This is a genomic window from Crenobacter oryzisoli (assembly GCF_030385785.1).
Lineage (GTDB): Bacteria > Pseudomonadota > Gammaproteobacteria > Burkholderiales > Chromobacteriaceae > Crenobacter_A > Crenobacter_A oryzisoli.
Map to the genome: position 1 here is coordinate 35,019 of NZ_JAUEDK010000017.1, position 24,128 is coordinate 59,146.

Here is a 24,128-nt window from a genome sequence, read left to right on the forward strand (position 1 = left end):
TGGTGTTTTATAAAACCATGAAAGCAACTATAGAGTGAGATGAAGTCTCACGAAATTATTTGTGAAAGAAAAACTTATCGCAGCAAATTTTTATTTGCATAATGCAGCAATCACATTCCATTCGTATCATAATAAAAATATCTTATATGCAGTGGGTAAATAGCATTACTTGGAACGGCACGGGTTATGTTGTAGTGACAATCGATAAATCCGGCACCATTGAAAACGTACCAGTTTCCACTTTAGCCGACCTAGAATTCTCCAACGAAAATACAAGGAAAACTTACGTAACTACTGACTTCTCTACCTGGTCCACCATTAGTGTTGAAACATTTCTGCCTGCACTCGAATACCCTTCAGCATCCAAGCATGGTCAAAAACTCTATGAGTTTGATGCCAATGGTGTTGTTTATCAAATTCCAGCCATAGTTTTGATGAAATCGCTGTTCCATCCACTCCGGGGGCTTGCACATCAACTATTTCGCCCTCAAAGCCTGGATAATATTTTAGTTTCAACAGATAGAGATGGAAAAAGTGTAGATTTTTTCTGCACAAAACAGCATAAGCTCAAAATAAAATCAAGCAATACCACTTCCGGCACTCATGCTGCTTTGCACTGGATGTATTGCTTTCCCTCTGCTCGTCGCATGTGGGACAGTGCCCTAGAAAATGCACGACAAGGCACATTAGGATTGCAACTCCCCATAGGAACAGTGGAAATGTTTCTAAGTGCTTTTAATGTTGGCGGAAAACTGGTTGTCTCCAAATTAAGTTTAGTATCAGTCTCAACGACCGAGACCCCCTTTGATTTTTCCTCAAGCCAAGGGTTGCCCACCAAGTTTCAGTTCCAGAGCAACAACATCAACAAAGCCCCAAAGAAATTAACAAACATCCCAAGCAGAAAAGGTATCTGGAGCCTTTCTGACGATGAGTGGGCTGTGGTGGAGCCAATTCTCACTAAGAGTAAAAAACAAAAGCACTGCCTTCGAACCATTGTGAACTGTTTATTAGAAAAATTTGGCCAAGGTATCGCATGGAGGAAATTAACAGTCGGTATCGTCAATCGCCCGGCAATCATTTGGCAGTACCAACAGATGCTTAAAGATGGTCGCTGGGAAAAAATGGTGAAAACGCTCTCGCAACTCAGAGCCACATCCAAATAAATCAAACAGTAAGGGGAGTGCCTCTACCTCCCTCTACTTAGCCATCACTCTCTTCTTATCCTGCTCTGGGTTTTTCCAATTTTTTGGCCACCCCATAGGCTTTACATCATCTTTCTCAAGCAATAGACAATATTTTGACACCTCCTTATTGAGGACTTGCCCAGAAGGGCATAGTACGCGTTGGTCTGAAAATCTAAATGCCATAAACCCATAGACATAGCCATTTTTCTCTATGTCTGTTGCAGGCCACCCCGTCAGCTTTGGTCCCTGTTCAGCTACAGCTTTACTACTCAGAATGTACCATTCTATTTCAGAGGGGCTGTCTGTAACTCCTATGCCATGTGCTACCTGATGAAGAAATGACTCCTTGGAAAAGGTTACTATAAGAAAGAAAACGGCCGCAGAAATAATTACCCAACCAATCCCACCTCTCTTTCGCACGGCAGGACTAGGCTGTGGATACTTACTAACTGTATAAACATACAAAATACACAAGGCTATATAGGCGGCCCATATCGCAAAGAAAACAGCATCTTGATGTGCCTCCCCTCTCGCCAAAGGCAACAATATACTCATAGGCAAAATAAATAGAAACTGAACAATTGCCGTCAATGAAATGAGACTAAGTAACTGGGCTCTACCATTCAGCCATGTTTGCTTACTTGAGAAAATCCACCAAAAAACAAATGCACTAAGAGCGAACTCCAGAAATGCAAGTAAAATAGGCCACTCTTTCATGCCAATTACTAGAATAGACAGTGTTGACAACGCCAGCAAAACAAACCACCCGACAAAATACATACGAGAGCGTCTAGCATGATGAAGCTCGCCGTCAATTAGTGCAATCTGAGTCATGAAAGCGGGGGCTATTACTAATAGCACATACATACTAAAAGCTAGCAGCATGCCGCCTAGAACTAGGGTAACAAACCCAGCAACGGAGTTAAGAGAGGGCTGGAAGAGATTTTTTAATCCAATAGAGTCCAAAAATAAATATAGCATTCCCCCGCCAATTATGAAAGCGTATGGCGAAAGTTTCACAAAGAGGTCTAGCTCTAAAATCGCTTTCAGATATCCAAATATAGTTGGCTTTTTTTGAGCATTGGAGACATTGCGATTGATATGCCGGCGAAGTGGTTGACGAGAAACAGGAAACTTCATAGGTAAGAAGGCTTTAAGCTGAAATAGCGAAGTAAATTTGCAGTGATGGACCGTTAGTACAGGCCATAGTTAGGCAATATCCTAGTCTACGAGAGTGCTGTTTACTTTGAGAATAAATAATTTAACGATTCAAATCGTAACCTGACCTAGGATGGGTTTCTGGGAAGGGCAATGATTCAGTCGCCTACGTTGCACTCCGTAGCGTTCCAGCGCCGTTCAATGGCCTTGCACAACTGGTTGGCCAGGCCTCGATTCGGAGTTTTTCATAAAGACGAGCGGCGGAATTATAACCGACCGACATACTCGGCAAAGCCGGTGCGAAAGGCGGTGATGCCCCCATTGGCGGGGTGGCGCAGCTCGGCACTGGTCGGGATGTCCAGCTTGTCCAGAATGCCTTTCGAGACCTTTCCTATCGCCACCCGTTGGGCATCGGGGAACAACTCGAGCAGCTGGTGCAGCATCGGAAGGCCGTCCCGCAGTTCATCTGAGGACGGTTTGCGGTTGGTCAGCATGTCCGTGTCGAACGGGTGAAATGCGAATGCATTCCACAGCACGCACTCACGGGGGTCGAGGCCGGCCGTCTTAATCGCCTGCCACACCACGGTGGCGGTCGGCTCTTTGGCACCGCGTCTGCCGACGGGGCCGTCGGTGCGCGAGCAACGCGTCACTTCGCCGCTCAGCACGTCGCCAGGATAGATGCCTTTATGGGTGAGTTGACCGAGCAAGATGCGCTCGGACGTCATCGGGATGCCGGAGAAGTGGCAGCCCTGATAGCCAGGCGCTTCGGCAATCAGGATAACCTTGGCGCGCCCCAATCGTTCGGTCAGGTAACGTGACAGGTTATCGATACGATGTGTGGGGGCGAGCGAGGAGGCGTCATGCTCGGGGTCGACGCTGAACCAGGGGTTAAATACCCGCGGCAGTGCCGGGAAGCAATGCAGTGCCTCGATAAAACGGTTGACCGGGTCTGTAATCATTTGGCCTTGTCGTGTGTATTGACGATTGGTTACGACGGGCCCGCCGTCGAGCGCTGGCCCGGTCATAACGTGGTTGGGGAATGAGGCCAACCCTGTCCACGATACCAGCACCTGCGCTCAGGCTCCGGTACCGGTGTGCTCGATATACGGATGGGCCTGTTCGGTGAGTAACCACTTCTCGCCCTTCGCTTGAAGCAAACCACAGTCCTTGAGCAGCAAACATGTGTTACGCAGCCGGTCCGGACTCGGATTGATATTGGGCACCTTCGTCGAGGTCGCTTCCCATCCCATTTCCCCCATGGCCAACATATACCGATTCGTATCAAACGGCCCCCGAGTGCGCGAAGCCGCCGTATGCAGTTGTTGGTTTACACAAAACACCTCCAGCACATAGGCCATAAAGTCCTTGGGCGATTGGGAGCGGAAGGTGTCGACAGCGCGACTCAACAGAGTCAATGGGATACGCGCCCCTTCGGCCTGCATAACCTTCGTATACGCGACATCCATCGCCAACAAGTTCTCGGTCTCCACCTTGCAGCGGAGCAAGGCCTGGTAAAGGTTGGCGAGAAACGTTGGTTCAGGTTTTTTCCCCTGAGACAGGTTGTCGATGTCCAAGAGCGGAACGTCGGGATTCGTCAATGCTGCCCGACTCAGCGTCGGGGCGTCGCCTTGAAGCTGCTTGAGCTTGGCCAGGTCCGCATCGATGCCCAAGGTACTGCCCGCTGCGCTTAGTGCCTCCGCACTCAGACCCTCGTCCAAAAATAACTGGATTTGAGTTTTCAAGGGTACCGGCAGTTCGCGCGGAAACTCACGGCGCACAAAGGCCACAAACAACACCATGCACCACTCGAGAGCAAAGCGTTGCAACTGGCGCACTTGCAGAACCGCCTGGGCGCGGAGAATCGTCGATTCTCCCGTCTTGTCATCATCGACCAACGGACGACCTTGCTGGTCAACCCCACGTGCCAAGGTGGCCCGTAACTGCGGCACGGACAGTCCATCCTTGGACCGGGACAAGCACCGCAACATCAAGCGGGAGGTGGCCGCACGTCGCGCATCATAGGCATCCACCTCAGGTCCGGAGGGCATGAACGCCTCTAGAAAGGCTTGCTGCTCCGCCTCGGAGATGGCCGAGGTGAGCAAGGACTGGAAGGCTTTGGCATTGGCACCCGTGCCCTTGAGCTGGCGCACGTCGGCCAACCAGGCATAGTCGTCGGCAGAGTATTGGTTTTTCAGCACCTCATCCAACGCCTCCGCTAGTTTTCGTCCCTTGGCGGTGCAGCGGTAACTACCTCCGGCCCCTGCTTGCAGCAGCTCGAGTCCATTCACGATGCTGGGACGGTACTGGACCGGCGTGAAGTACGCGGCCTGACTATCCGGAAAGGCATCAAAAATGAAAGTTGCCTCTTGGCTGTCCACAGGAAATTGGCGCTGGCCTCCCACTAAGCCAGTGTACCCAGAACCTTGCATGCTCCACATTAACACCAAGTCCATTTTCTGCAGGGCCAACCGGCTGACCGAAGGGCCATCGGTATCCGACGCTGTCAGGCTTTCCGTAACGCGCCACGCCATCCAGCACAATGCGGCATAGACCCGCAGCATGGAGACGGTACCGTTAATGCCAGGAAGGCAATGCTCGATAAGGCGTTCATTGACGGGGGCCAGCCCCATGAAATCCAGCACGCCGGCTTTTTCACTCAGGCTCTTGTCTGCATAACAGGCATGTTCACGCACAGTAAAGTCCTTTGGGCATGCTCTCCAGCAGAGCGGGATTGCGGAGGTATATTAAGTAGCCGCCACAGGGGGCCTTGCGTATCAAGTCCCGCTTAAGCTCGGGCAGAAAGTAGGGAGGCAAGCGTTCATGACAGAGCGGGCAGCCGAGGGATTTTGGGACCGGAGGCTCATCCCCGGCCAAGGGTTTGGGGGATGGGGATAAGACCCCGAACGTCGGATTCTTGCGTTTTGCAGACGGCTTCCAGGAACGGACCCCGATATAAAAATCCCGCAATTCAGGAGGGAGCGTGACAGGATAGGTTTTCGCTTCCCGTGCCGATGTCAGGATGCCCAGCAACTTTTGGTCGGACCCCACGGCCCCTGCCAGGTCTTCAAACCCCTTTTTAATGTCCTCCGGGGGCAAGGTCAGCCAGATAGGATGCAATAAGGGGGTCTGCTGGGCGGCTTCGATGAGTCGTTTGAGAGTCGGGGTTTCCCCGAAAATATCCGCCAGGCAATCGAACCACCTGTCCAAGGGCGGCTGCTGGCCCATGTCCGCCCACGCACAGGTCAACAACACGCACAATTGCACCGCCGCACCCTGCACTTCCGGCCAGTCGGCAAGAGGAAAGCGCGCCGGAGACAAGCCGTTCAACCATTGCTCGCAGGGCAGGAAATGCTCAGGGGTCCGCTGGGCCACCTCCCAACTGAAGGCCTCACGCAATACGAACCGTACATAGAGGTGCAGCAACTCAGAGGCTGCACTATCCAGAGGATAGGTAGCGGCCAAACGTAAGATGTTCTCCAACTGGCCGCCGATAGACGGGGGCTTTCGGGCGGGCACCGTTTCGGCTGCGCCACGGGTTGCGGCGTAATACGGAGAATAGTCGCCTGACTCACCAAATCCCTCGTCCTCCTCTCCCTCGCCGGAGCACGGTTCCTCAGTCAGGGAGCCGTCATCCATCCCGGGGCAGACCACCTCCTTACCTTCTAGGAAATCCCATAACGCATCCAGCAATTCTTCCCGTAGGCCAGTGGAACCACGAGCACGGCGTGGACGAAAGCTTGCCTCCCACGCGCTCAGACTCATACCAGTCTCGTCACCTGGAAGCTTTGCGTCGGTCGACTCCTCAACCTTGGCTGGTTGCGCCGTCCCGGCGGACGGGCTGACGGAAGAACTGGTGCTGCGCGTCATCAACTCCATCAACAGTGCCAACAGCTCCCCGGCCATGTCGTCTCGTTGAGCCTTCATGATTTCGCTCATCTTGGCTCGCAGTTCCCTATGCAACCGGACATTGGCCAGTTCGTCCATCATCATCAGCCAGCACCGCCCGGTCTGACCGTCGTGTCGGACATGGACCTGGAGTGCATGCAGGTGGGCCTTTAGGTTCGGCAGGGGCAGCGAAAAGACACTGTTCTCGTCCAGATGCAGCGAGGGAAAAGAATCGATTTCCTCGAAGTTAGCCACCAGGGTCAGGTCAACAACCGCACCGGCTGGCAGTGCGGACAGGTAGCCGCGCAGTTTGCCATTCTGCAACCATGCCTCGACGGTCAAAGTCGACCGGCCTTCCCCACCCGTCTCGACAAAGCGGTTGGGCTCGAACATGACGTTTTTGGCATCCACCGCCTGCCACTGAAATGTGGGCTCAGCAAGCTGACGAATCAGCGCGACTTCCACATTATCGAGCGAAGCAAGGCTGGCCTGCGTCGCGTTCACGGAGCCGGTCATCTCGAGACAACCGTTCGCCGTGGCATAGGCAAACACTTTGGCATGCAATGTTCGCTGGGTCCCAGGGCCGTCCGGCTTCACATACTGAACGTCCAATTCCGGGGTGGCGCGAAGGTCACAGCGGGCAACGGGATTTTTGGAGTCAAGCCCAAGGCGAAGGCACTGGGCGCCAAGCGATTGCGCCAAGTCCAGGAGCGGTTCACCCCTTGGCGCGTGAAACGGAGCCAAGGCGGTCAGGGTCCCTTGTGTGTTCAAACCGGTCTCACTAGCCACCTCCAGAAACCGGCTTTGAGCTGTCTGATTCAAGGTATGGACCAGCCAAGCGTGGCGCGGACGTCCATCCATTTGCGCTCGAAACCGGCTCACCTGTGCAATAGCCCTTTCCGCCACAGCACGAAGCGGGGTACCTGCCGGATGACGTGGCGCGAGCCTGCTGGCGAGGTCTTCCAGAAACTGTGCCAACTCCTGAAATACCCAAGGCTCCTCGTCGGCGGAAAGGGCATCGAACGACTCAAGCTGCCCTCCTTGTCCCGGCATGGTCAAGTTGCCACTCCCCACTACCAACACATCCGGCTTATCTCCTTGGCGCTGCAAATAGGCGAGCTTGGGATGAAAGACGCCCTTGCCTGGAGCGGGCACCCCTAGCAGAGCATACTCAAGTCCCGCTCCCCGGCTGCAACCCACATCGAGCGAAGCCGCCAAGCCCATTTGAACATCCACGAGGACCGTTGTTCGCTCGCAGCCCACTTGGTGCAAGGTGGGCATGAACAAGCCCTCAAAGAAAGCCAAGTCAAACGTAAAGCTGGTCAACAACACAGCGGAGGGTCGGACCTGCTGGATGGTAGAGATGAGATTAGCCACCAAGTGTTTTCGCCTTCTTATTTTGTTTAGTTATGCCCTCGAAAATCCCTAATTTCGGAGAAACTTAACCCATAACCTATTGATTAGTAAATCAACGATTTACAGGGGCTAAATTCTCTAGGCATCACCAAATCATTTCGGATTTCACACTATAAATCATGGGTCTCTTGGGAATGAAACACAAATGAATTATGTCATTTGAATAAGCGATGTGAGTCATCTCACCGCCACCCTCCGCCCCTACCGAAAATATCGCTCGGCCAGGTCAATGCCGACCTGAAAGCCGTCCATGCTTGGGAAGGAACTGCAGGTGCAAGTCCAAGATAGCGGCGTCCAAGGTGCAATCTGCCAAACCTCTCTGGACTGCCATAGAACCTTGGACACTCGTGGTCCTCGTGCCGAGGCCCGTCACAGGCCTCGGCGACGAGGCCAACCTACTAGTAGCGCTGCCTTGCTGGGACAGTTTATGCCATCATATTGTTGGGTATCCCCTGTCGAAGCCTTGCTTACCGCCATCTTTGGCAAGCAGCCTGCGGTTTAACAGTCTTTTTGACCGTCTGCACCTGGGCCATCGGCGGAAAAATTAAATCTCACAAACGAAGAAAATAATGGACCGGATTGAAGAGCAAATGGAAGACGGTATCGTCGACCCGACAGAAACACCGACGCCACCGCGTTGCGTGCAGATTCAGGTCACCCTAGCAGGCAAAATTAACCTGGCCGACTTCCAGAATGCCGTGCCGGTCACGCGTGAGCTGTCGGTGGTCAATGAGACGGATTCCGACGTCAAGGAACTGCGGCTAACTGCATCGTCCGAGCCTCCATTTCTCAAACCCAAAACGTGGCACATTGACCATGTCGGAGCTGGTCAAACGGTCCGTATCAACGACCTGGACCTGCCGCTCGACGGCGCGCTGCTCAGCCGCCTGACCGAATCCGAGAAGGCTGTCGTAACGTTCAGGCTGACAACAGGACAGGACGCCACTGTTGAACTCGCGTCTAGCGAGACGACAGTCGAGCTACTGCCGCGCAATCAATGGGGCGGACTATCATCGCTGCCAGATATGGTCGCTGCGTTCGTCCAGCCAAATGAACCTGCCATCGAGCGTGTTCTGAAGCAGGCTGCTGAAGTCCTCAGGAAAGCGGGCAAATCCGGAGCGATTGATGGGTATGAAGGTGGTGCACGGCGTGCATGGGAGCTCGCCTCTGCCATCTGGAACGCGATTGGCGCCATGGGACTCGATTACGCGCTGCCCCCAGCCAGCTTCGAACATACCGGCCAGAAGGTGCGTAGTCCCAGCCAGATTGCCGACTCAGGGCTTGGAACCTGCCTCGACCTTGCGTTGCTCATGTGCGCAGCTCTGGAGCAAGCGGGTCTCAACTCGGTGCTGGTATTTACGAAAGGGCATGCGTTTCCGGGGGTCTGGCTGAAGAGCGAAGAATTTTCGATATCCGTTGTGGACGATGTAACGGCACTGCGTAAACGCGTGAAGCTGAAGGAAATGGTGCTTTTCGAGACGACCCTGCTCACGCAACGGCCGCTGCCTGCCTTCAGCTATGCCATTGGTCGCGGCGAAGAACAGATTTCAGAGGAAGAGGAGCAGAAGTTCCAGCTGGCCGTCGACATTAGGCGAGCTCGTCTCCAACGCATCAAACCGTTGGCAAGCGAACAGGCCGTCGCCCGCGGAATGCTCGGAACAGAATCATCGAGCATTTCGCCGGTATTTGAAGATGCGCCCGACCTACCGGATGAACTGGATGAGGAAAAATTGGACGCTGCTGTTGAGCGCCCTGAAGACCGCCTCACTCGATGGCAGCGCAAGCTGCTCGACCTGTCGCTACGAAACAACCTCCTCAGCTTCAAGGCCGGCAAAAAGTCGTTGAAGCTCGACGCACCAGACCCCGCCCACCTCGAGGATATTTTATCGGAAGGACATGCTCTCAAGCTGTTGACACGTCCTGAGCTGATGGACGGAAACGACCCCCGCAGTCAGGCTATTCACGAAGGAAGAGAACGCGAGAACATCCGCCGCCAGCATGCGCTCGATGCCTTGAAGCGCAAAGAGGTCTTCGTTGGCTTCACCCAGGATGAAATGGACTCGCGTCTTGTCGAGCTTTTTCGGACTTCGCGGACCTCTCTTCAGGAGGGGGGCTCCAACACGTTATATCTCGCACTGGGCTTCTTATCGTGGAGCCGCGACGACAAGGATGACAAGAAGTACCGCGCTCCTCTCATTCTGGTTCCGGTGTCGCTGGAGCGCCGTAGTGCACGCTCTGGTTTCAGCTTGAAGCTGCATGACGACGAGCCGCGCTTCAACCCGACTCTCCTCGAAATGCTGCGTCAGGATTTCGAACTCGAACTTGGTGTACAGGACACTGAGCTGCCGAAGGACGAATCAGGACTCGATGTCGTAGGCATCTGGAAGACCGTTTCCAATGCGGTCAAGGACATTAAGGGTTGGGAGGTCGTGGAAGATGTCGTGCTCGCGTCCTTCTCGTTCGCGAAATACCTGATGTGGAAGGACCTGACAGAGCGTACCGAACAGCTGAAGCAGAGTGCCGTTGTTCGTCACCTTATAGAGACGCCACGCGACTCGTATGAAAGTACCGTTGCGTTTCCTGACGTCCGGAAGCTTGATATTGAGTTACCGGTGAAGGAGACCTTCTGTCCGCTGCCAGCGGACTCGTCACAGCTCTCCGCCGTCGTGGCAGGAAGCAAAGGTAAAGATTTCGTTCTCATCGGACCGCCGGGTACAGGCAAGAGCCAGACCATCTCGAACCTCATCGCGCAGTGTCTCGCGGAACGTAAGCGCGTGCTCTTCGTTTCCGAGAAGATGGCGGCGCTTGATGTCGTGTATCGCCGCCTCGCTGATGTCGGACTCGGTAATTTCTGCCTTGAACTGCACTCGAGTAAAGCGCGCAAAACGGAGGTGCTCGAGCAACTTCGTAGGTCTTGGGATGCTGCTGCGGCCGTGGCGCCTGAAGAATGGCATGCGGAAGCAGCGCGCCTCGATGGGCTTCGCTCCCAATTGAATGGCTATGTCGAACGCTTGCATCTTCGCCATCCGAATGGGCTGAGCGTCTATGAGGCTATCGGCAAGGTGGTGGCAGGTCACGACCTACCGGCTCTCCAGCTATCCTGGCCATCAGCGCAAGTTCACGACGCTGCGGCTATGCGCACCCTGCGCGAGACGGCCGACTTGCTTGATGTCCACGCAAAGGTAATGGGAGAGGGGCAACTCACCACTAATCCTCTAGCACACGTTGCTCAGACCGAATGGTCACCCCTTTGGCAGGGCGAGCTTCTGGAAGCCGCTCGAGGCGTCGGGCCTGCAGTCCGTACATTTGAAACAGCAACTGCTGCGCTTATAGCTGCCATTGGGCTGCCGGTATTGCCACTGGAGCCACGTGTCCGCGATGGGCTGCGGTTGCTTGCAGAAACGCTGCCGGCGGCGTCAGGTCGTGACTGGCAGTTCGTCTTGCGTCCCGATGCAAAGACGATTGCTGACCGACTCCGTCAGGCTATCCCGTTGGTCGAGCGTTATCGCGAGCTGCATGGCTCCCTTTCGTTGCCCCGAGGCAATCAGGTGCTTGAAGACGTTCGCCTCGGCATCGTGCAGCTTTCCCGCCATGCCGAGCTCCTCGCACAACTATCGCCGACATGGAATGAGGCGCTGCGGTCGCGGCTGGGGTCGGGCATCGAGCTGTTGCGCAACCGGCAGGAGCTCCTGGGTCAACTGTCCCTTCCCTATCAGGAAGGGATTCCGACCGCCACTGTGCAGCAGCTTCAGGCTGATTGGCGTGAATTGCAGAATTCTTCCTGGCCAATGAGCGTGATGCGGCGCCGTGCACTGACCAAGAAGCTCAAGGAATTGGCAACAGGAGGAGTAGAACCGGACATCGGTGCAGATATCGAGCGCCTCGGAAAAATAGACACACTCCAAACCGAGATAAAACTCTTCGACGACCTTTCTCTGCTTACGTCCAATGCATGGGGCGGGCTGAAGACAGAGCTGGACGTCGCTCGCGCATCACTCAGGTTCCAGGTGGCACTTGAGCAGGCTCGTGTCCGGCAGCCGTGGGAAGATATCGGTCTTGACCCTGTGAGCCGTGGACAATGCGGCGATGCCGCGCGCGAAGACCTCCAGCGCATGCGCGAAATGCGTCAGATTGACCAAGTCGTAAGCCGGTTGGCCACACTCGATAGTGAGACAGATGGTGTCTGGTCGGGTTATGAAACGGACCTAACCGTCGCCAAAACCTATCTCAACTATCAGGGCGCATTGACGGCCGCTCGTGCCAATAGCAATTGGCAGGATGAAGGGTTTGGCGTCGTTGAAGAAGGGCGTGCTGGAGCGATTGCCGCGGCAGACCTGAAGAAAATGCGCGAGTTGGTCTCGCTGCACGAGCGCTTGCAGGAGCTCGAGGACCTGCCAGCCAAGACGTCTGGACTGTGGAGCGGGTTGCAAACGAAGCTGGATGGGGTCGAACCTGCCCTCAAGTTCTTTGAAGCATTGTCAGGCGCGCTAGCCGTTCTCGCGAGTACACCCGAAACGCTTGCGACCGTTAAGGCTCCAATTGCATTGCTCCTGGGCGACAGCAACGTCCTGCTTGAACCGACTGGCGTTATCGCCGGTGCGGGGCGAACCTATGCTGATACATTGCACTCCCTAAATGAGGCCATCACGCACTTCTCTGCTGCAAGCGGACTGCCAGAGTCGGACAAGACGATGCTAGGCGAGCGGCTGCCAGAACAGGTTACGCAGCGCGCGGACGACATCCTGAACTCCTCGAACCGTTTGAACGCATGGTGCGCGTGGCGCAAGGCGCGTCAGCAGGCACTCGCACTTGGTCTCACACCTGTAGTCGATGGGCTTGAGCAAGGAAAAATCCAGTTGGGTCGCGTCAAAGAGGCCTTTGAGACGGACTATTGTCGCTGGTGGCTCAACGCGGTGGTCGATGCTGACGAAGTTCTCCGAACATTTGTTTCTGCGGAGCATGAGAAACGCATTCGTGATTTCCGTGAGTTGGACGAGCGTTTCATTGGCCTCACGCAAGCGTGGGTTCGCGCACAGCTTTCCGCGGACCACCCATCGCCTACCCATGTGTCGAGAGGGTCCGAGTGGGGGCTGCTACGCTATGAGATGCAGAAGAAAACCCGTCATCTGCCGCTGCGGGAACTGATGTCGCAAGCCTCGGATGCCGTCATGCGCCTGACGCCGTGTCTGCTTATGAGTCCGTTGTCTATTGCACAATACCTGCCAGCGGAAACCGCAAGTTTTGACGTCGTTGTTTTCGACGAAGCGTCGCAGATTCCAGTTTGGGATGCCATCGGTGCAATGGCGCGTGGGAAGCAGGTCATCATGGTCGGTGACCCGAAACAGTTGCCGCCAACGAGCTTCTTTGACCGCGCGGAATCGGATGTCGACGACACCGATGTCGAAACCGAGCTCGAAAGTATCCTCGAAGAGTGCATCGGCGCAAACTTGCCCACGATGAAGTTGTCGTGGCACTACCGTAGTAGTCACGAGAGCCTGATTGCGTTCTCCAACTATCGCTATTACGACGGGGACCTAGTTACGTTCCCGAGTCCGGTGACCAATGACCGTGCGGTGAGCTTCAACCATGTGCTGAATGGACAATACGAACGAGGGGGAGCTCGGACAAACAAACCGGAAGCGAAAGCATTGGTGGCTGACCTTGTCGGCAAACTGAAGTCGCCGGGGTTCCGAGATAGCGGCTTGACCATTGGTGTTGTCACGTTCAATACCGAGCAGCAAGCGCTGATTGAGGACCTACTGGATGAGGAGCGTCGTAAGGACCCGTCTATTGAGCCGTACTTCCTCGAGGCGCAATTGGAGCCGGTTTTCGTCAAGAACCTGGAGAGCGTACAGGGTGATGAGCGTGACATCATGTACTTCTCCATTACATATGGCCCGGGTATAGACGGCTTGATGCCGATGAACTTCGGCCCGATGAACCAACAGGGTGGTGAGCGACGACTGAATGTTGCCATCACTCGTGCCCGCCAGGAACTTCGGGTATTCGGGAGTTTCCGACCGGAGCAGATGGACTTGTCGAGAACACAGGCATTGGGGGTGCGCGACCTGAAGCACTTCCTTGAGTTTGCCGACCGTGGCGCGCGTGCGCTTGGTGAGGCTGTCGCCGGCAGTGTCGGCGACTTTGATAGCCCCTTCGAGCAAGCTGTCTCCGTTGCGCTTACTGAAAAGGGGTGGGTTTTGCACTCGCAGGTCGGGGTGTCGGCATTCCGCATTGACCTTGGTGTCGTTGACCCTGACGCACCGGGCCGATATCTGGCTGGCATCGAATGCGACGGGGCAACCTATCATCGCTCGGCGACGGCCCGTGACCGCGACAAGCTCCGCGAGCAGGTATTACGTGGCCTGGGATGGGACATTCTACGAGTCTGGTCGACCGACTGGTGGATTGACATGCCTGGTACCGTCGAAAAGATTCATCGGCAACTTGAGTCGCTGCTGGCGGCACAGCGAGCAGTGCGAGTGAAAGAGGCAGAAGCTGCTGCAGTTCTAGCGCAGCAGGTAATTTCTGGGTCAATGAAACCATCGTCAGACCGTGTGGAAATGCCCTCTATCGTGGCAGACGATGCGGATGCCGTTGCGACGCCCCCCCTGACCTATGCACGAAATGCTTCTGCCGTATCAAGTGATGCCTTGCCAAGAGAGCAGTTCATTGAAGTGGACCTTGCATTTGCCGGGCTTGAAGCCGACCCGGGAGCATTCTTTGAAGAGACTTACACTCCCCGTCTCCTCAACATGATTGAGCATGTGGTGAACATCGAAGGTCCGGTTCTGGATGAGGTTTTGGCACGCCGCATTGCTCGGTTACACGGCTGGGGGCGTACCGGTCCACGAATCCAGGAACGGGTCGTCAGCCTAGCATCACAACACTATGAGAGTACGGCTGAAGATGTTGGTACATTCTTCAGGCTCAAAGGGAATGATGACGCGATTCAGTTCCGGCGTCCTGTGGATGGCACTGTACGGTCGGTCGATGAGATTTCGTTGACTGAATTGCAGGCACTCGCCTTCGAGATGAGAGAAGCGGGGCATGACCAGGAATCGGGCGTTTTGGCCATGGGACGTGAAATTGGTTTGCGGAAACTCAGCGCGAATAACCGGGCGCGGTTGGAATGCGCCTGGGTGAACATTAACCAAACCCTGGACTCAAATAGCTGAGTGTGACGTCTATTATGTCTGGTAAGTCGAGGTACTCGAGTTTGAGTGCCTCGACAACTCCGCTCAAAGCCTACTTCAGGCTGGGGTTAAAACCCCTGCACTTTGCAAATCGACCTGGCGAAGCCCACGCCAAAGAGCGTTCGTCCACCTCGCTCATCACACTGACTCCGTCGCACTCTTCACGTCATTAAAGCAATTATGTTCGGGCTTCATGCAGCCGAAAGCTGACTTAGCTCTTGCCAGAGCGCGTCCAGGCAGCAACACGGTGAATCCCCCGTTTTCCTAGCTTCGGGGCATGATTAGGAGGAGGCATGAGCAGTTCGCCTATGGAAGTTACTCAGCATGTTGGGCTGCCACCTCAACTTAATTTTAAAATCGAGTTCTTAGTCAAATACTAATTATCTCAACTTTCATTTTATAGTGACAAATGCATAAAACTTATGCGCTCATATGTTTCAAAGAGTTATCACAAGCACTGCTATAACTTTCATTTAATAACTACCAGAAGGATGTGGGCGTCGTTGCGCCCTGCCCACCGCGCCGTCTGACGGCAGACGTTGGTGACACTATAGCCTGCCCATCTATGCAGGCAGGGAATCAGCTCGGCTGGCTGCACCCGTACCAGCGCCGGTAATCGCCCGGAGTGACGCCAAGTGCAGCGCGAAAGCGGTTGCCGAGGTGGCTGGCGCTGGCAAAGCCGCTGGCGGCGGCGATATCAACCAGCGGCAGCGCGCTCGTTTGCAGCAAGGACTGCGCCCGGGCGAGGCGGCGCTGCATGATCCACCCGTGCGGAGCTTGGCCGAATGAGGTGCGGAACATTCGCGCGAAATGGTACTCGGACAGCGCCAGCTCGGCTGCCAGTTCACCCACCGTCAATTCGCCGTCCAGTCGGACCTCGATCAGCTCACGCACTCGGCGCCGCTGCCATGGGGCGAGCCCGCCTTTCACTGTCACCGCATGGCGGCGCGCCGTATTGGTTAGCATCAGGTGTGCCAATACTTCGTGGCTGAGCGCGTTGCCGGTCAGCCTGCCATCCAGACTGTCCCAGTCGAGCGCCGCCAGCTGCCTGCATAGCGCGGCCAGCACCGGGTCTTCCATATAAGTGCGGTCGAGCAACTGCATCTCGCGAGGTTCGCGATCGAGCAGCGTTACCGCCAGCGCGTCGAACTGCTCGGTCGGGAAATACAGGTGCAGAAAGCGGATCGGCCCCTTCACCTGCCAGTCGGACTCGTGCTCAGCCGGCAGTACGCACAGCTTGCCCGGCGCGCCACGCTGACACTGCGGCCGATCGCGCCGCACAATCTCGAAGCCGCCTTCGAGGTACAGGGACAAGGTGTGATGTTCGGGGCGATTGTAGAAGGTGTCTTCCAGCTGGGTGCGCAGCCACAAAGCGGCGGTCAGGCCATCGCCGAGCACGCCACAACGTTCTAGCTCGGCGTGCGACTGGGTCAGGGTCTCGTAAACGGGTAAGGCGGGGGTGGTCATGACAAGGTCCTCTATACCTTGCAGTGTACGACGCCCGTATGGCCTGTGTGCGCTGCACCGCAAAAAAGCGCAGGAATATGCAATCGCGTAAGGCAGCCATTGACGACACTCTGGGCATCGAACCGCCGGAGATTGCCATGAACGCCCTGCTCTATCTGTCTACCGCGCTGATCTGGGGCACGACCTGGATCGCGCTGAAATGGGAGCTGGGCAGCACGCCGATCTCGCTGTCTATCGCCTACCGCTTTCTGCTGGCGTCTGCGGTACTGTTTGCGATCCTGGCGATCCGAAAACAGCTGCGCCGTCCGCGCGGCGAGGCAGCTCGGCTGGTGCTTGCCCAGGGACTGGCGCTGTTCTGCCTGAACTTCCTGTGTTTCTACCACGCCAGTCACTATCTGCCGAGCGGGCTGGTTGCAGTGGTGTTCTCGACCGCGACGCTGTGGAACGCGCTCAACGCTCGGCTGTTCCTGAAGCGGCGCATCGCCCCGCAGGTGATGGCCGGCGGCGCGCTGGGCCTCGCCGGCATCGTCACGCTGTTCTGGCCCGAGCTGGTTAGTCATGGCGCTGACACCGGCACGCTGATCGGCCTAGGACTGTCGGTGCTCGGCACCTTGTGCTTCTCGACCGGCAACCTGCTGTCTGCGCGGCTACAGACGCTTGGGCTGAAGCCGCTCGAGACCAATGCCTGGGCGATGCTGTGCGGCTCGCTGATTCTGGTGGCTGGCAGCCTGGTTGCCGGCCTGCCGTTCACCATCGACACCTCGGCGCGCTATCTGGGCGCGCTGGCCTATCTAGCCATCCCCGGTTCGGTGATCGGCTTCACCGCCTACCTGATGCTGGTTGGCCGGCTCGGCCCGGAGCGCGCGGCCTACTGCACCGTGCTGTTTCCGGTGGTGGCGCTAAACGTGTCTGTGCTGTTCGAGGGCTATCACTGGACGCCGTTGGCGTTGCTGGGTTTGGTGCTGGTACTGGCCGGCAATGTGTTGGTGTTCCGCCAGCCCAAGCGCACCGCGGCCCTGCCCGTCGGCGCCAAGACAGTCTGAAGAATGCCTGGAGCGGTTCCACGACCGCGCAGGATGAGCTTTGCCCGGCCCTTGGCCGGGCTTTTTTCATTCGCCAGAACCTTGCGGGAAGCGTCTAGCGCTTGGCCCTCCGCTAGGCGAAGACTCTCTACCCGCTCGTCGGCGTCCCGACGATTCTCGAATGGCCGGTTGTCGTCCTATTTCGGGCCAGTTGGCCAGTCCTTGCCCCGGCGGGGCGCAATCAGTGCACCACCATGTGCGTAAAGGGTGCCACATAGGCCTGCAAGGTGACGAGCAAGCCAACCAGCACCGCCAGCGCCACCGAATGGAAGAACACGAAGCGAAGGATATCGCCCTCGTGGCCGAACCACTTGGTGGCGGTTGAGGCCACCACGATAGACTGCGCATCGATCATCTTGCCCATCACCCCGCCCGAGCTGTTGGCCGCCGCCATCAGAATCGGTGATAGCCCGATTTGCTCGGCGGTGGTCTTCTGCAGGCCACCGAACAGCACGTTTGACGAGGTGTCCGAACCGGTCAGCGCCACGCCGAGCCAGCCGAGCATGGTGCCGAATAGCGGATAGAGCACGCCAGTATGGGCAAACGCCAACCCGAGCGTGCTATCGAGTCCGGCGTAGCGGGTCAGAAAACCAATCGAGAACATTGCGCAGATGGTCAACAGCGAGAAGCGCACCAGCTTCAGGGTGTTCCAGTATTCCTTCACCAACTGGCCGACCGAATAGCCCATGATCAGACCGCCGACGATGGCTGAAAACAGGATGCCGGTGCCCGCCATCGATAGTACGTTGAACTTGAACACTGCCGGTTCCAGTGTCGGTTTCAGCACCACCGGCGGGACGCGTTGCACAAGCTTGTCGAGCCCAGGGATGGCAAAATTCCACGCCCACAGGTGGTCGACAAAGTTCTTGAACTGTGGGATGCCCCAGGTGAACACGAACACGGTGAGGATGATCCACGGCAGCCAGGCCTGGGTCACGCTGATCCGAGGGCCGCCGCCGGCGGCTTGTTCGGCAGCCCGCTCTTCCGCGGAGACGTGGGATTCATCATGCTGTTTGTGCAGCGCGGTGCTGGTCCACATTTCGCGCGGCTGCCACACCTTCAAGAACAGCGTCAGGCAGCCCATCGACACCAGAGCGGCGATCACGTCCACCAGCCATGGACCGTGCAGATTCGACACCAGGAACTGCGGGATGGCAAAGCTCGTCCCGGCTACCAGGATGGCGGGCCAGATCTGCAGCATGCCGCGAAAGCCGGCGAATGCCCAGATCAGCCAGAACGGCACCAACAGCGAAAACAACGGCAGCTGACGCCCGATCATGGCCGACAGCAGATTGATGTCAAGCCCGGTCACCGACGATAAGCCGATGATCGGTGCCCCCAGCGCCCCATACGCCACCGGCGCTGTATTGGCGATCAAGGCCAGCCCCGAAGCCGCTAGAGGCGAGAATCCGAGCCCGATCAGAATGGCGCCGGTCACCGCCACTGGCGTGCCGAAACCTGCCGCCCCCTCGAAGAAGGCGCCGAAACTGAAGGCTACCAGCAACAGCTGCAGACGCCGGTCCTCGGTAATCCCGCTGATACTGCTCTGGAGCACCTTGAACGAGCCATTCAAGGTCGTGAGCCGGTGCAGGAAGATGATGTTGAGCACGATCCAGCCGATAGGAAAGAGCCCCGACGCGAGGCCAAGCCCGACAGCTTTTCCGGCCATGGCCCCCGGCATGCCGAACGCGAAGATCGCCACGATCAATCCCGTGATCAGGCCCAGCAGCGCTGCGCGGTGAGCCTGCACATGAAACAGCCCCAAGGCTCCCAGCAGCACCACCACCGGCAGACCGGCCAATACCGTAGACAGGACGACATTGTTCAGCGGATCGTAATTCTGGAGCCAAACCATTTGCTGCCTCCTTCTTGCCATGTGTATTGGGGCGGTCCAGCTGTTAGGTCCCGGACGATTGCTAACACGCTTTTTTTAATTAAATCAGGTCGCTGTTTTAGTGCATCGCTGATTCGGCCATTGAAGAGCTCGACCATCCCCTTTGTCTCATCGATGCGGTGCACATCGAGCGCGAGGTGCTCGCCGTCGCCTCATAAGTTGCCGAGTGCACCTCCCGCCGCGGGTGCTTCGGCCGGACCGAACCATCAATGGTGGTGTTCCAGCAAGGAGCTCGGCAGCGTCGGCGTCTCCAGTCCCCCATCGCGCAGCCACTGCCGCGTACGCTCTGCTGCCAGCTCGATCAGCCGACCGCACTGGCTGTAGTCATATGGAGAGGTATTGAGCGGACACAGCGGCGGAATCACGTGGATCGCCGCTTGCGGTGCATAGGCGCGGATATCGTTGACCAGCTGACGGGCGATCAACAGCGTCAGCGCATGCATCGCCTGAGCGATTACGCTGCGCGGCGGCTGTTGCAACGCGCAGGCGAAGCCGGCTGGCAGCACGATGACGCGTCGCGCGCCCAGCTTCACCGCCACCGACACCGGCGTGTTGTTGGCGACGCCGCCGTCGACCAGCATGTGACCATTGAGCTCGACCGGCGGGAACACTCCGGGAATCGCCGCGCTAGCGAGCACCGCATCGACCGCCGGTCCCTGCCCCAGCACCACCTCGTCCCCGCTCAGTAGGTCGGTCGCGACCACGTGCAGCGGCAGGCTGGCGTCTTCCAGCCGGCTGAACGGCAGATGACGCACCAGCAAGGCACGCAGCGCCGATGCCTCGACTAGGTGCTGGCGGCGCCGCAGAATCATGTTGAAGAGGCCGAGCATCGTCATCGGCATGATGTCACGACGACGCAGCTGCCCCCATAGTGCTGCTAGCGCCGCCACGCCGTCGGCATCAGGCCGGCCGGCGAAATAAGCCCCGTTGATCGCGCCGGCCGACGCGCCGACCACCACGTCGGCTCGCTCTCCGTAAGCAAGCAGTTCGCGCAACATGCCCACCTCGACTGCGCCGAGGCTACCGCCGCCTGCGAATACGAAGGCGGTCTTCTCGCTACTGCCGGACATGGTGTTACCTCTTCGGGCCAACGTCACAACACCGGTCTTCCGGAACAGGAATGGCCGCTCCCGCGGCCCCATGTCTTAGTCGTACCTGACACCGCGTGCTTACGAAAGCGCCGCCGGACGAGCCCGGTAAAACCGCTTACCGGCGGTTCGCCTCCTGGCTCAGCAAATAGAAAGGGCAACCCGTGGGTTGCCCTTATGATGAAGGGGGGGTGGACTCCTAAAGCCCCAGCATCGCCGCCGTGGCGACGAAATCGTTGCCGTGCTTATTGATCAGCTTCTCGAAAATCGGCGCGAAACGCGCCCATTGCTCCTCGACCAAGAGCGCGGCGTGGCTGTCGCTCTGCAAATCGACAGTCAGAAAGCGGCCGATGGCCTCCGGCTCCACGTGGAAGAACGCCGGGTAACCATCCAGCCGGCAATTGATCAGCACCAAGGCGCTGCGATCGAGTCGTGCGCCGAGAAAAGTCATCATGGTCGTGGGCTCGGTGAGGTGATAGTGCGATTGTAACCCGGCAGGCAAGAAAGCCCCCACCGGACAGCCCGTTCACTGCGCCGACGACCCGGCCTGCTCAGGATTCACCAGCCAGGTCGCCAGCGGCGGTAGTGGCAGCGAGCGCGCTTTGACGCGCGCGATCGCATCGGCCGAGATGGGCACCCCCCAGCGCTGGAAATGCATGGTCAGGTCGTGGCCGGTGATGTCGGACAAGAGCTCGTACAGCGTGTCGGTCTGGCGCTGCCGACTAACACAGATGGCAGCCTGCTCGCCAGCCGGCAGCTCCCGGTAGCGGCGGTTGAGCTGACGAAAGATGTCCCACCCCTGCTCGGGAAACGCGTAGCGCAACTGAGCGAGAAACACCAGTTTGTCGATGTCGTCGGTATCACGGTCGAAATCGAAACCGTATTTCAGCTTGGCGATCGAAGCGGAATAGTGATGTGTGTCGATCAGTTCCGGATGCTTGCGCATGACTTCTGCGATGTAGAGCGGATAGAGGTTTACCGTCGACTCGATCCCATACCGCTCCGCCCACAGGCAGGTCTGCTGATAGTTGTGGCCGGTCTCGTGCATAACGCCCCAGTTCGTCGCTGCATCAACACTGGCAAGCTTCCAGTCGAGCAACGTCATGATGGGAAAGTCGGCGTGACCGTAACCGTGGCTGATTTGAATGTCTTCGACCAGCCACTGTTTGCCCTGCAGCGTGGGGTGCCAGGGCGAGGAACCATCGAAGCCCGCCAGATCCATCACCGCCGCCTGTGCCGCGTCATACGCTCTCATCACACGGGTCGGGTCCGCGAGCGTACGAACCTGACTCGACGGCACAACCAGCACGGTTTTGGTGCCCTCAAGCACCGCCCAGGGCGCGGGTGCGCTGCGTGCGACCGACCAGTCGGCGTTGCTGAGCGTGCCGAGTCGAAAATACGGTGCCTCTACTGCGCCGCCGATCGTTACCTGCAGCGTCTCGTTGGTCGACTCGGCCGACTCGACGATCACCAGCCCACCGTACTGACTGCGCACGAGGTTGGTTCCGGGTTTGAGCGGCACCGATAGGCTGACACGGGTGTAGCGGTTTATCGTCTGGCCGGGTTGGGTGCGCACGATCACGTCGGTATGAGGACCGACACGTAGCGACACGCCGTCGGTGCGGGCATCGTCGGGCAAGGTGACGGTGAGCGTCTCGCCGGCCGGCGCGTAGAGCGGGGTCGCGAGCCAGTTGCGCGGCAGCTGGCTCCAGCCGACGTGCGAGTAGCGCTCGAAGCGGCGGTCCAGCATCACGACGGCACTGATGCGCGGCGCATCTGAGGGTACGTCTCCAGGAAAGACCGACACGTTGCGCGGTGTCGGCAGCGGCATGGTCGGCGGCGTCAGCTGGTTCACCATATGACGCGCCTCTTCGAGTTGGAGCGAGGCCGTATCGGTCGCGGAAATCGGGTAGGTCACGATCTGCCCCCTACCCGCGTCAACCTCGGCCATGAGATCGGTAAGGCGGGTCCAGTGCTGCCCTGACGCATCCTGTAATGCCGACACCATCAGCGCGTTGTCGTTGCTTAGCGTCAGCGCCCAGGCGCCGTCGTGCAACGAGCTACTGGACCATGTCCATTGCTGTGCAGTACCCCCGTCGCAAGCGGCCAGCGACAGACTTCCTCCCTCGACCAGTTCACCTGCAAGACAGAGGCCGGTCCCAGAAACCGGATACAGCGCCGCAGCACCGAGCATCCAGCGCTGACGGAGGTCACTGCCATCGCAAGTGGCGGCGAGAACCTTGCTGCCATCCCCAGAGACGCACCAGCCACGCGAGCCGGAAATCAGCATGTCGCCGGATACTGCTGCAGCCTCCGCCAGTGCCGGCCAGCCCAGTGCCGCGACCAGTGCCATGGCTATCGGAAAATCAATGGGGTGCGTCATATCTCTACGATAGCCGCGGTTAGTCGGCCCTGACGTCTGCCCAAAACAAAAGCGGCCTATAGGCCGCCTATTTGTCTTGCAGTCTGTACTAGCGGCTTTTAGCCGAAGTGGCAGACGTAGTGCAGCGTGTCCGTCACTTCGATCTGGAAGCTGCTGTCGCCCGGCACGTTGAACGACTCGCCGGCCTTGTAGGCCTTGGCTTCGCTCTCGCCCTTCAGCGTAATGCGGCATTCGCCGGCCACCAGCTCCATGATTTCCGGCGCGCCGGTGTTGAAGGTGAGCGTCGACGGCAGGATCACGCCGACCGATTTCTTGGTGCCGTCCGCCAGGGTCAGGCTGTGGCTGATGCACTTGCCGTCAAAGTAGACGTTGGCCTTCTTGGCGACGCTGACGTTATCGATGAGTTCCATTGGTGATCTCCTTGTTGGTGTTTTGACAGGCAGGCAGTGTACCGCGAAATACCATGGTCGCGTTGTGACGCCGGGGGAACCAATGCCCGGGACCTTCGTCAGAATGTGCTAACGTGGTGATGCATGTCGCGGCGCACCATGCCGCTGTATTGCCATGTTGTTGGACGCCAGACAGTGTTGTTCCACCCCTATTGGGAGAGCCGTTGTTCATGGATATCCGCACCATCCGCGAGCAGGCGTTTGCCATGCCGCTGACCAACCCCGCCTTTCCGATCGGCCCCTATCGCTTCGTCGATCGCGAGTTCTTTATCATCACCTACCGCACCGACCCGGACAAACTGCGCGCCGTCGTCCCCGAGCCGCTCGAAATCGGCGAGCCGCTGGTGCACTACGAATTCATCCGCATGCCCGACTCCACCGGCTTCGGCGACTATACCGAAAGCGGTCAGGTCATTCCGGTCACCTTTCGCGGCGAGGCCGGTAGCTACACCCATGCGATGTATTTGAACGACCATCCGCCGATCGCCGGCGGTCGCGAACTGTGGGGCTTCCCGAAGAAGCTCGCCTGTCCCCGCCTGCAAGTGCATATCGATACCCTGGTTGGCGAGCTCGATTACGGCCCTGTACGGGTGGTCACCGCCACAATGGGCTACAAACACAAGACGCTCGACGCTATTGCGGCCGGGTACAACCTCGCCAACACCCCGAATTTTCTGCTGAAGATCATTCCACACGTGGATGGCACCCCGCGCATCTGCGAGCTGGTGCGCTACCACCTGCAGGACGTCACGGTCAAAGGCGCGTGGACCGGACCGGCGGCGCTATCGCTGTTCCCGCATGCGTTGGCGCCGGTGGCCGAGCTGCCGGTGCTTGAGGTTGTCGAGGCACGCCACATCGTAGCCGACCTGACCCTTGGCTTGGGTGAAGTGGTCTTCGATTATCTGGGTTAACCGAAAGGAGCACTG

At 57.7% G+C, this 24,128-nt stretch carries 14 protein-coding genes; 4 read left to right on the forward strand and 10 right to left on the reverse strand.

The window, feature by feature from the left end; all coding sequences use genetic code 11:
• Positions 1–146 precede the first annotated feature (146 nt).
• Entirely contained in the window at positions 147–1,163 is a 1,017-nt protein-coding gene (locus tag QU481_RS11000; protein ID WP_289830029.1) for a transposase, read from the forward strand.
• A 33-nt stretch (positions 1,164–1,196) separates the two neighbouring features.
• On the opposite strand, the gene QU481_RS11005 is transcribed toward QU481_RS11000, so the two are convergent.
• The 4 genes from QU481_RS11005 to QU481_RS11020 form a co-directional block, all read right to left on the reverse strand.
• Complete coding sequence (locus QU481_RS11005) at positions 1,197–2,324, reverse strand: hypothetical protein (RefSeq protein WP_289830030.1); 1,128 nt, start codon at positions 2,322–2,324, stop codon at positions 1,197–1,199.
• A gap of 284 nt (positions 2,325–2,608) precedes the next feature.
• Positions 2,609–3,301 (reverse strand): uracil-DNA glycosylase, encoded by a 693-nt coding sequence (locus QU481_RS11010; protein ID WP_289830031.1) that lies wholly within the window; start codon positions 3,299–3,301, stop codon positions 2,609–2,611.
• Between the two features lie 117 nt (positions 3,302–3,418).
• Positions 3,419–5,035, reverse strand: coding sequence for a hypothetical protein (locus tag QU481_RS11015; protein ID WP_289830032.1), 1,617 nt, complete (start codon positions 5,033–5,035; stop codon positions 3,419–3,421).
• Complete coding sequence (locus tag QU481_RS11020) at positions 5,028–7,607, reverse strand: phospholipase D-like domain-containing protein (RefSeq protein ID WP_289830033.1); 2,580 nt, start codon at positions 7,605–7,607, stop codon at positions 5,028–5,030. Before QU481_RS11020 ends, QU481_RS11015 begins: the two co-directional genes overlap by 8 nt.
• Positions 7,608–8,212: 605 nt before the next feature.
• Here QU481_RS11020 and proA point away from each other — a divergent pair.
• Complete coding sequence (proA, locus tag QU481_RS11025) at positions 8,213–14,821, forward strand: anti-phage protein ProA (protein ID WP_289830035.1); 6,609 nt, start codon at positions 8,213–8,215, stop codon at positions 14,819–14,821.
• Between the two features lie 597 nt (positions 14,822–15,418).
• On the opposite strand, the gene QU481_RS11030 is transcribed toward proA, so the two are convergent.
• Positions 15,419–16,306: an AraC family transcriptional regulator gene (locus QU481_RS11030; protein ID WP_289830036.1), complete on the reverse strand. Its 888-nt coding sequence runs from the start codon at positions 16,304–16,306 to the stop codon at positions 15,419–15,421.
• Between the two features lie 77 nt (positions 16,307–16,383).
• Here QU481_RS11030 and QU481_RS11035 point away from each other — a divergent pair, with 77 nt between their 5' ends.
• Positions 16,384–17,349 carry a DMT family transporter gene (locus QU481_RS11035; protein WP_289830037.1) on the forward strand — a complete coding sequence of 322 codons (966 nt, stop codon included), beginning with the start codon at positions 16,384–16,386 and terminating at the stop codon, positions 17,347–17,349.
• A gap of 220 nt (positions 17,350–17,569) precedes the next feature.
• Here QU481_RS11035 and QU481_RS11040 read toward each other — a convergent pair whose 3' ends face one another.
• The 5 genes from QU481_RS11040 to ppnP all read right to left on the reverse strand — a co-directional run bounded on the left by QU481_RS11040 (position 17,570) and on the right by ppnP (position 23,163).
• The gene (locus tag QU481_RS11040; protein WP_289830038.1) at positions 17,570–19,243 is read right to left on the reverse strand and encodes an L-lactate permease; all 1,674 of its coding nucleotides are present in this window, start codon (positions 19,241–19,243) and stop codon (positions 17,570–17,572) included.
• Between the two features lie 245 nt (positions 19,244–19,488).
• Positions 19,489–20,352, reverse strand: coding sequence for a patatin-like phospholipase family protein (locus QU481_RS11045; protein ID WP_289830039.1), 864 nt, complete (start codon positions 20,350–20,352; stop codon positions 19,489–19,491).
• Positions 20,353–20,569: 217 nt separating this feature from the next.
• Positions 20,570–20,824, reverse strand: a complete 255-nt coding sequence (locus QU481_RS11050) for a hypothetical protein (RefSeq protein ID WP_289830040.1) — start codon at positions 20,822–20,824, stop codon at positions 20,570–20,572.
• A gap of 72 nt (positions 20,825–20,896) precedes the next feature.
• Positions 20,897–22,753 (reverse strand): M60 family metallopeptidase, encoded by a 1,857-nt coding sequence (locus tag QU481_RS11055; protein ID WP_289830041.1) that lies wholly within the window; start codon positions 22,751–22,753, stop codon positions 20,897–20,899.
• A 98-nt stretch (positions 22,754–22,851) separates the two neighbouring features.
• Entirely contained in the window at positions 22,852–23,163 is a 312-nt protein-coding gene (gene ppnP, locus QU481_RS11060) for a pyrimidine/purine nucleoside phosphorylase (RefSeq protein WP_289830042.1), read from the reverse strand.
• 209 nt (positions 23,164–23,372) lie between these two features.
• On the opposite strand from ppnP, the gene QU481_RS11065 reads away from it, so the two are divergent.
• Positions 23,373–24,113 (forward strand): acetoacetate decarboxylase, encoded by a 741-nt coding sequence (locus QU481_RS11065; protein ID WP_289830043.1) that lies wholly within the window; start codon positions 23,373–23,375, stop codon positions 24,111–24,113.
• The last annotated feature ends 15 nt before the right edge of the window (positions 24,114–24,128 follow it).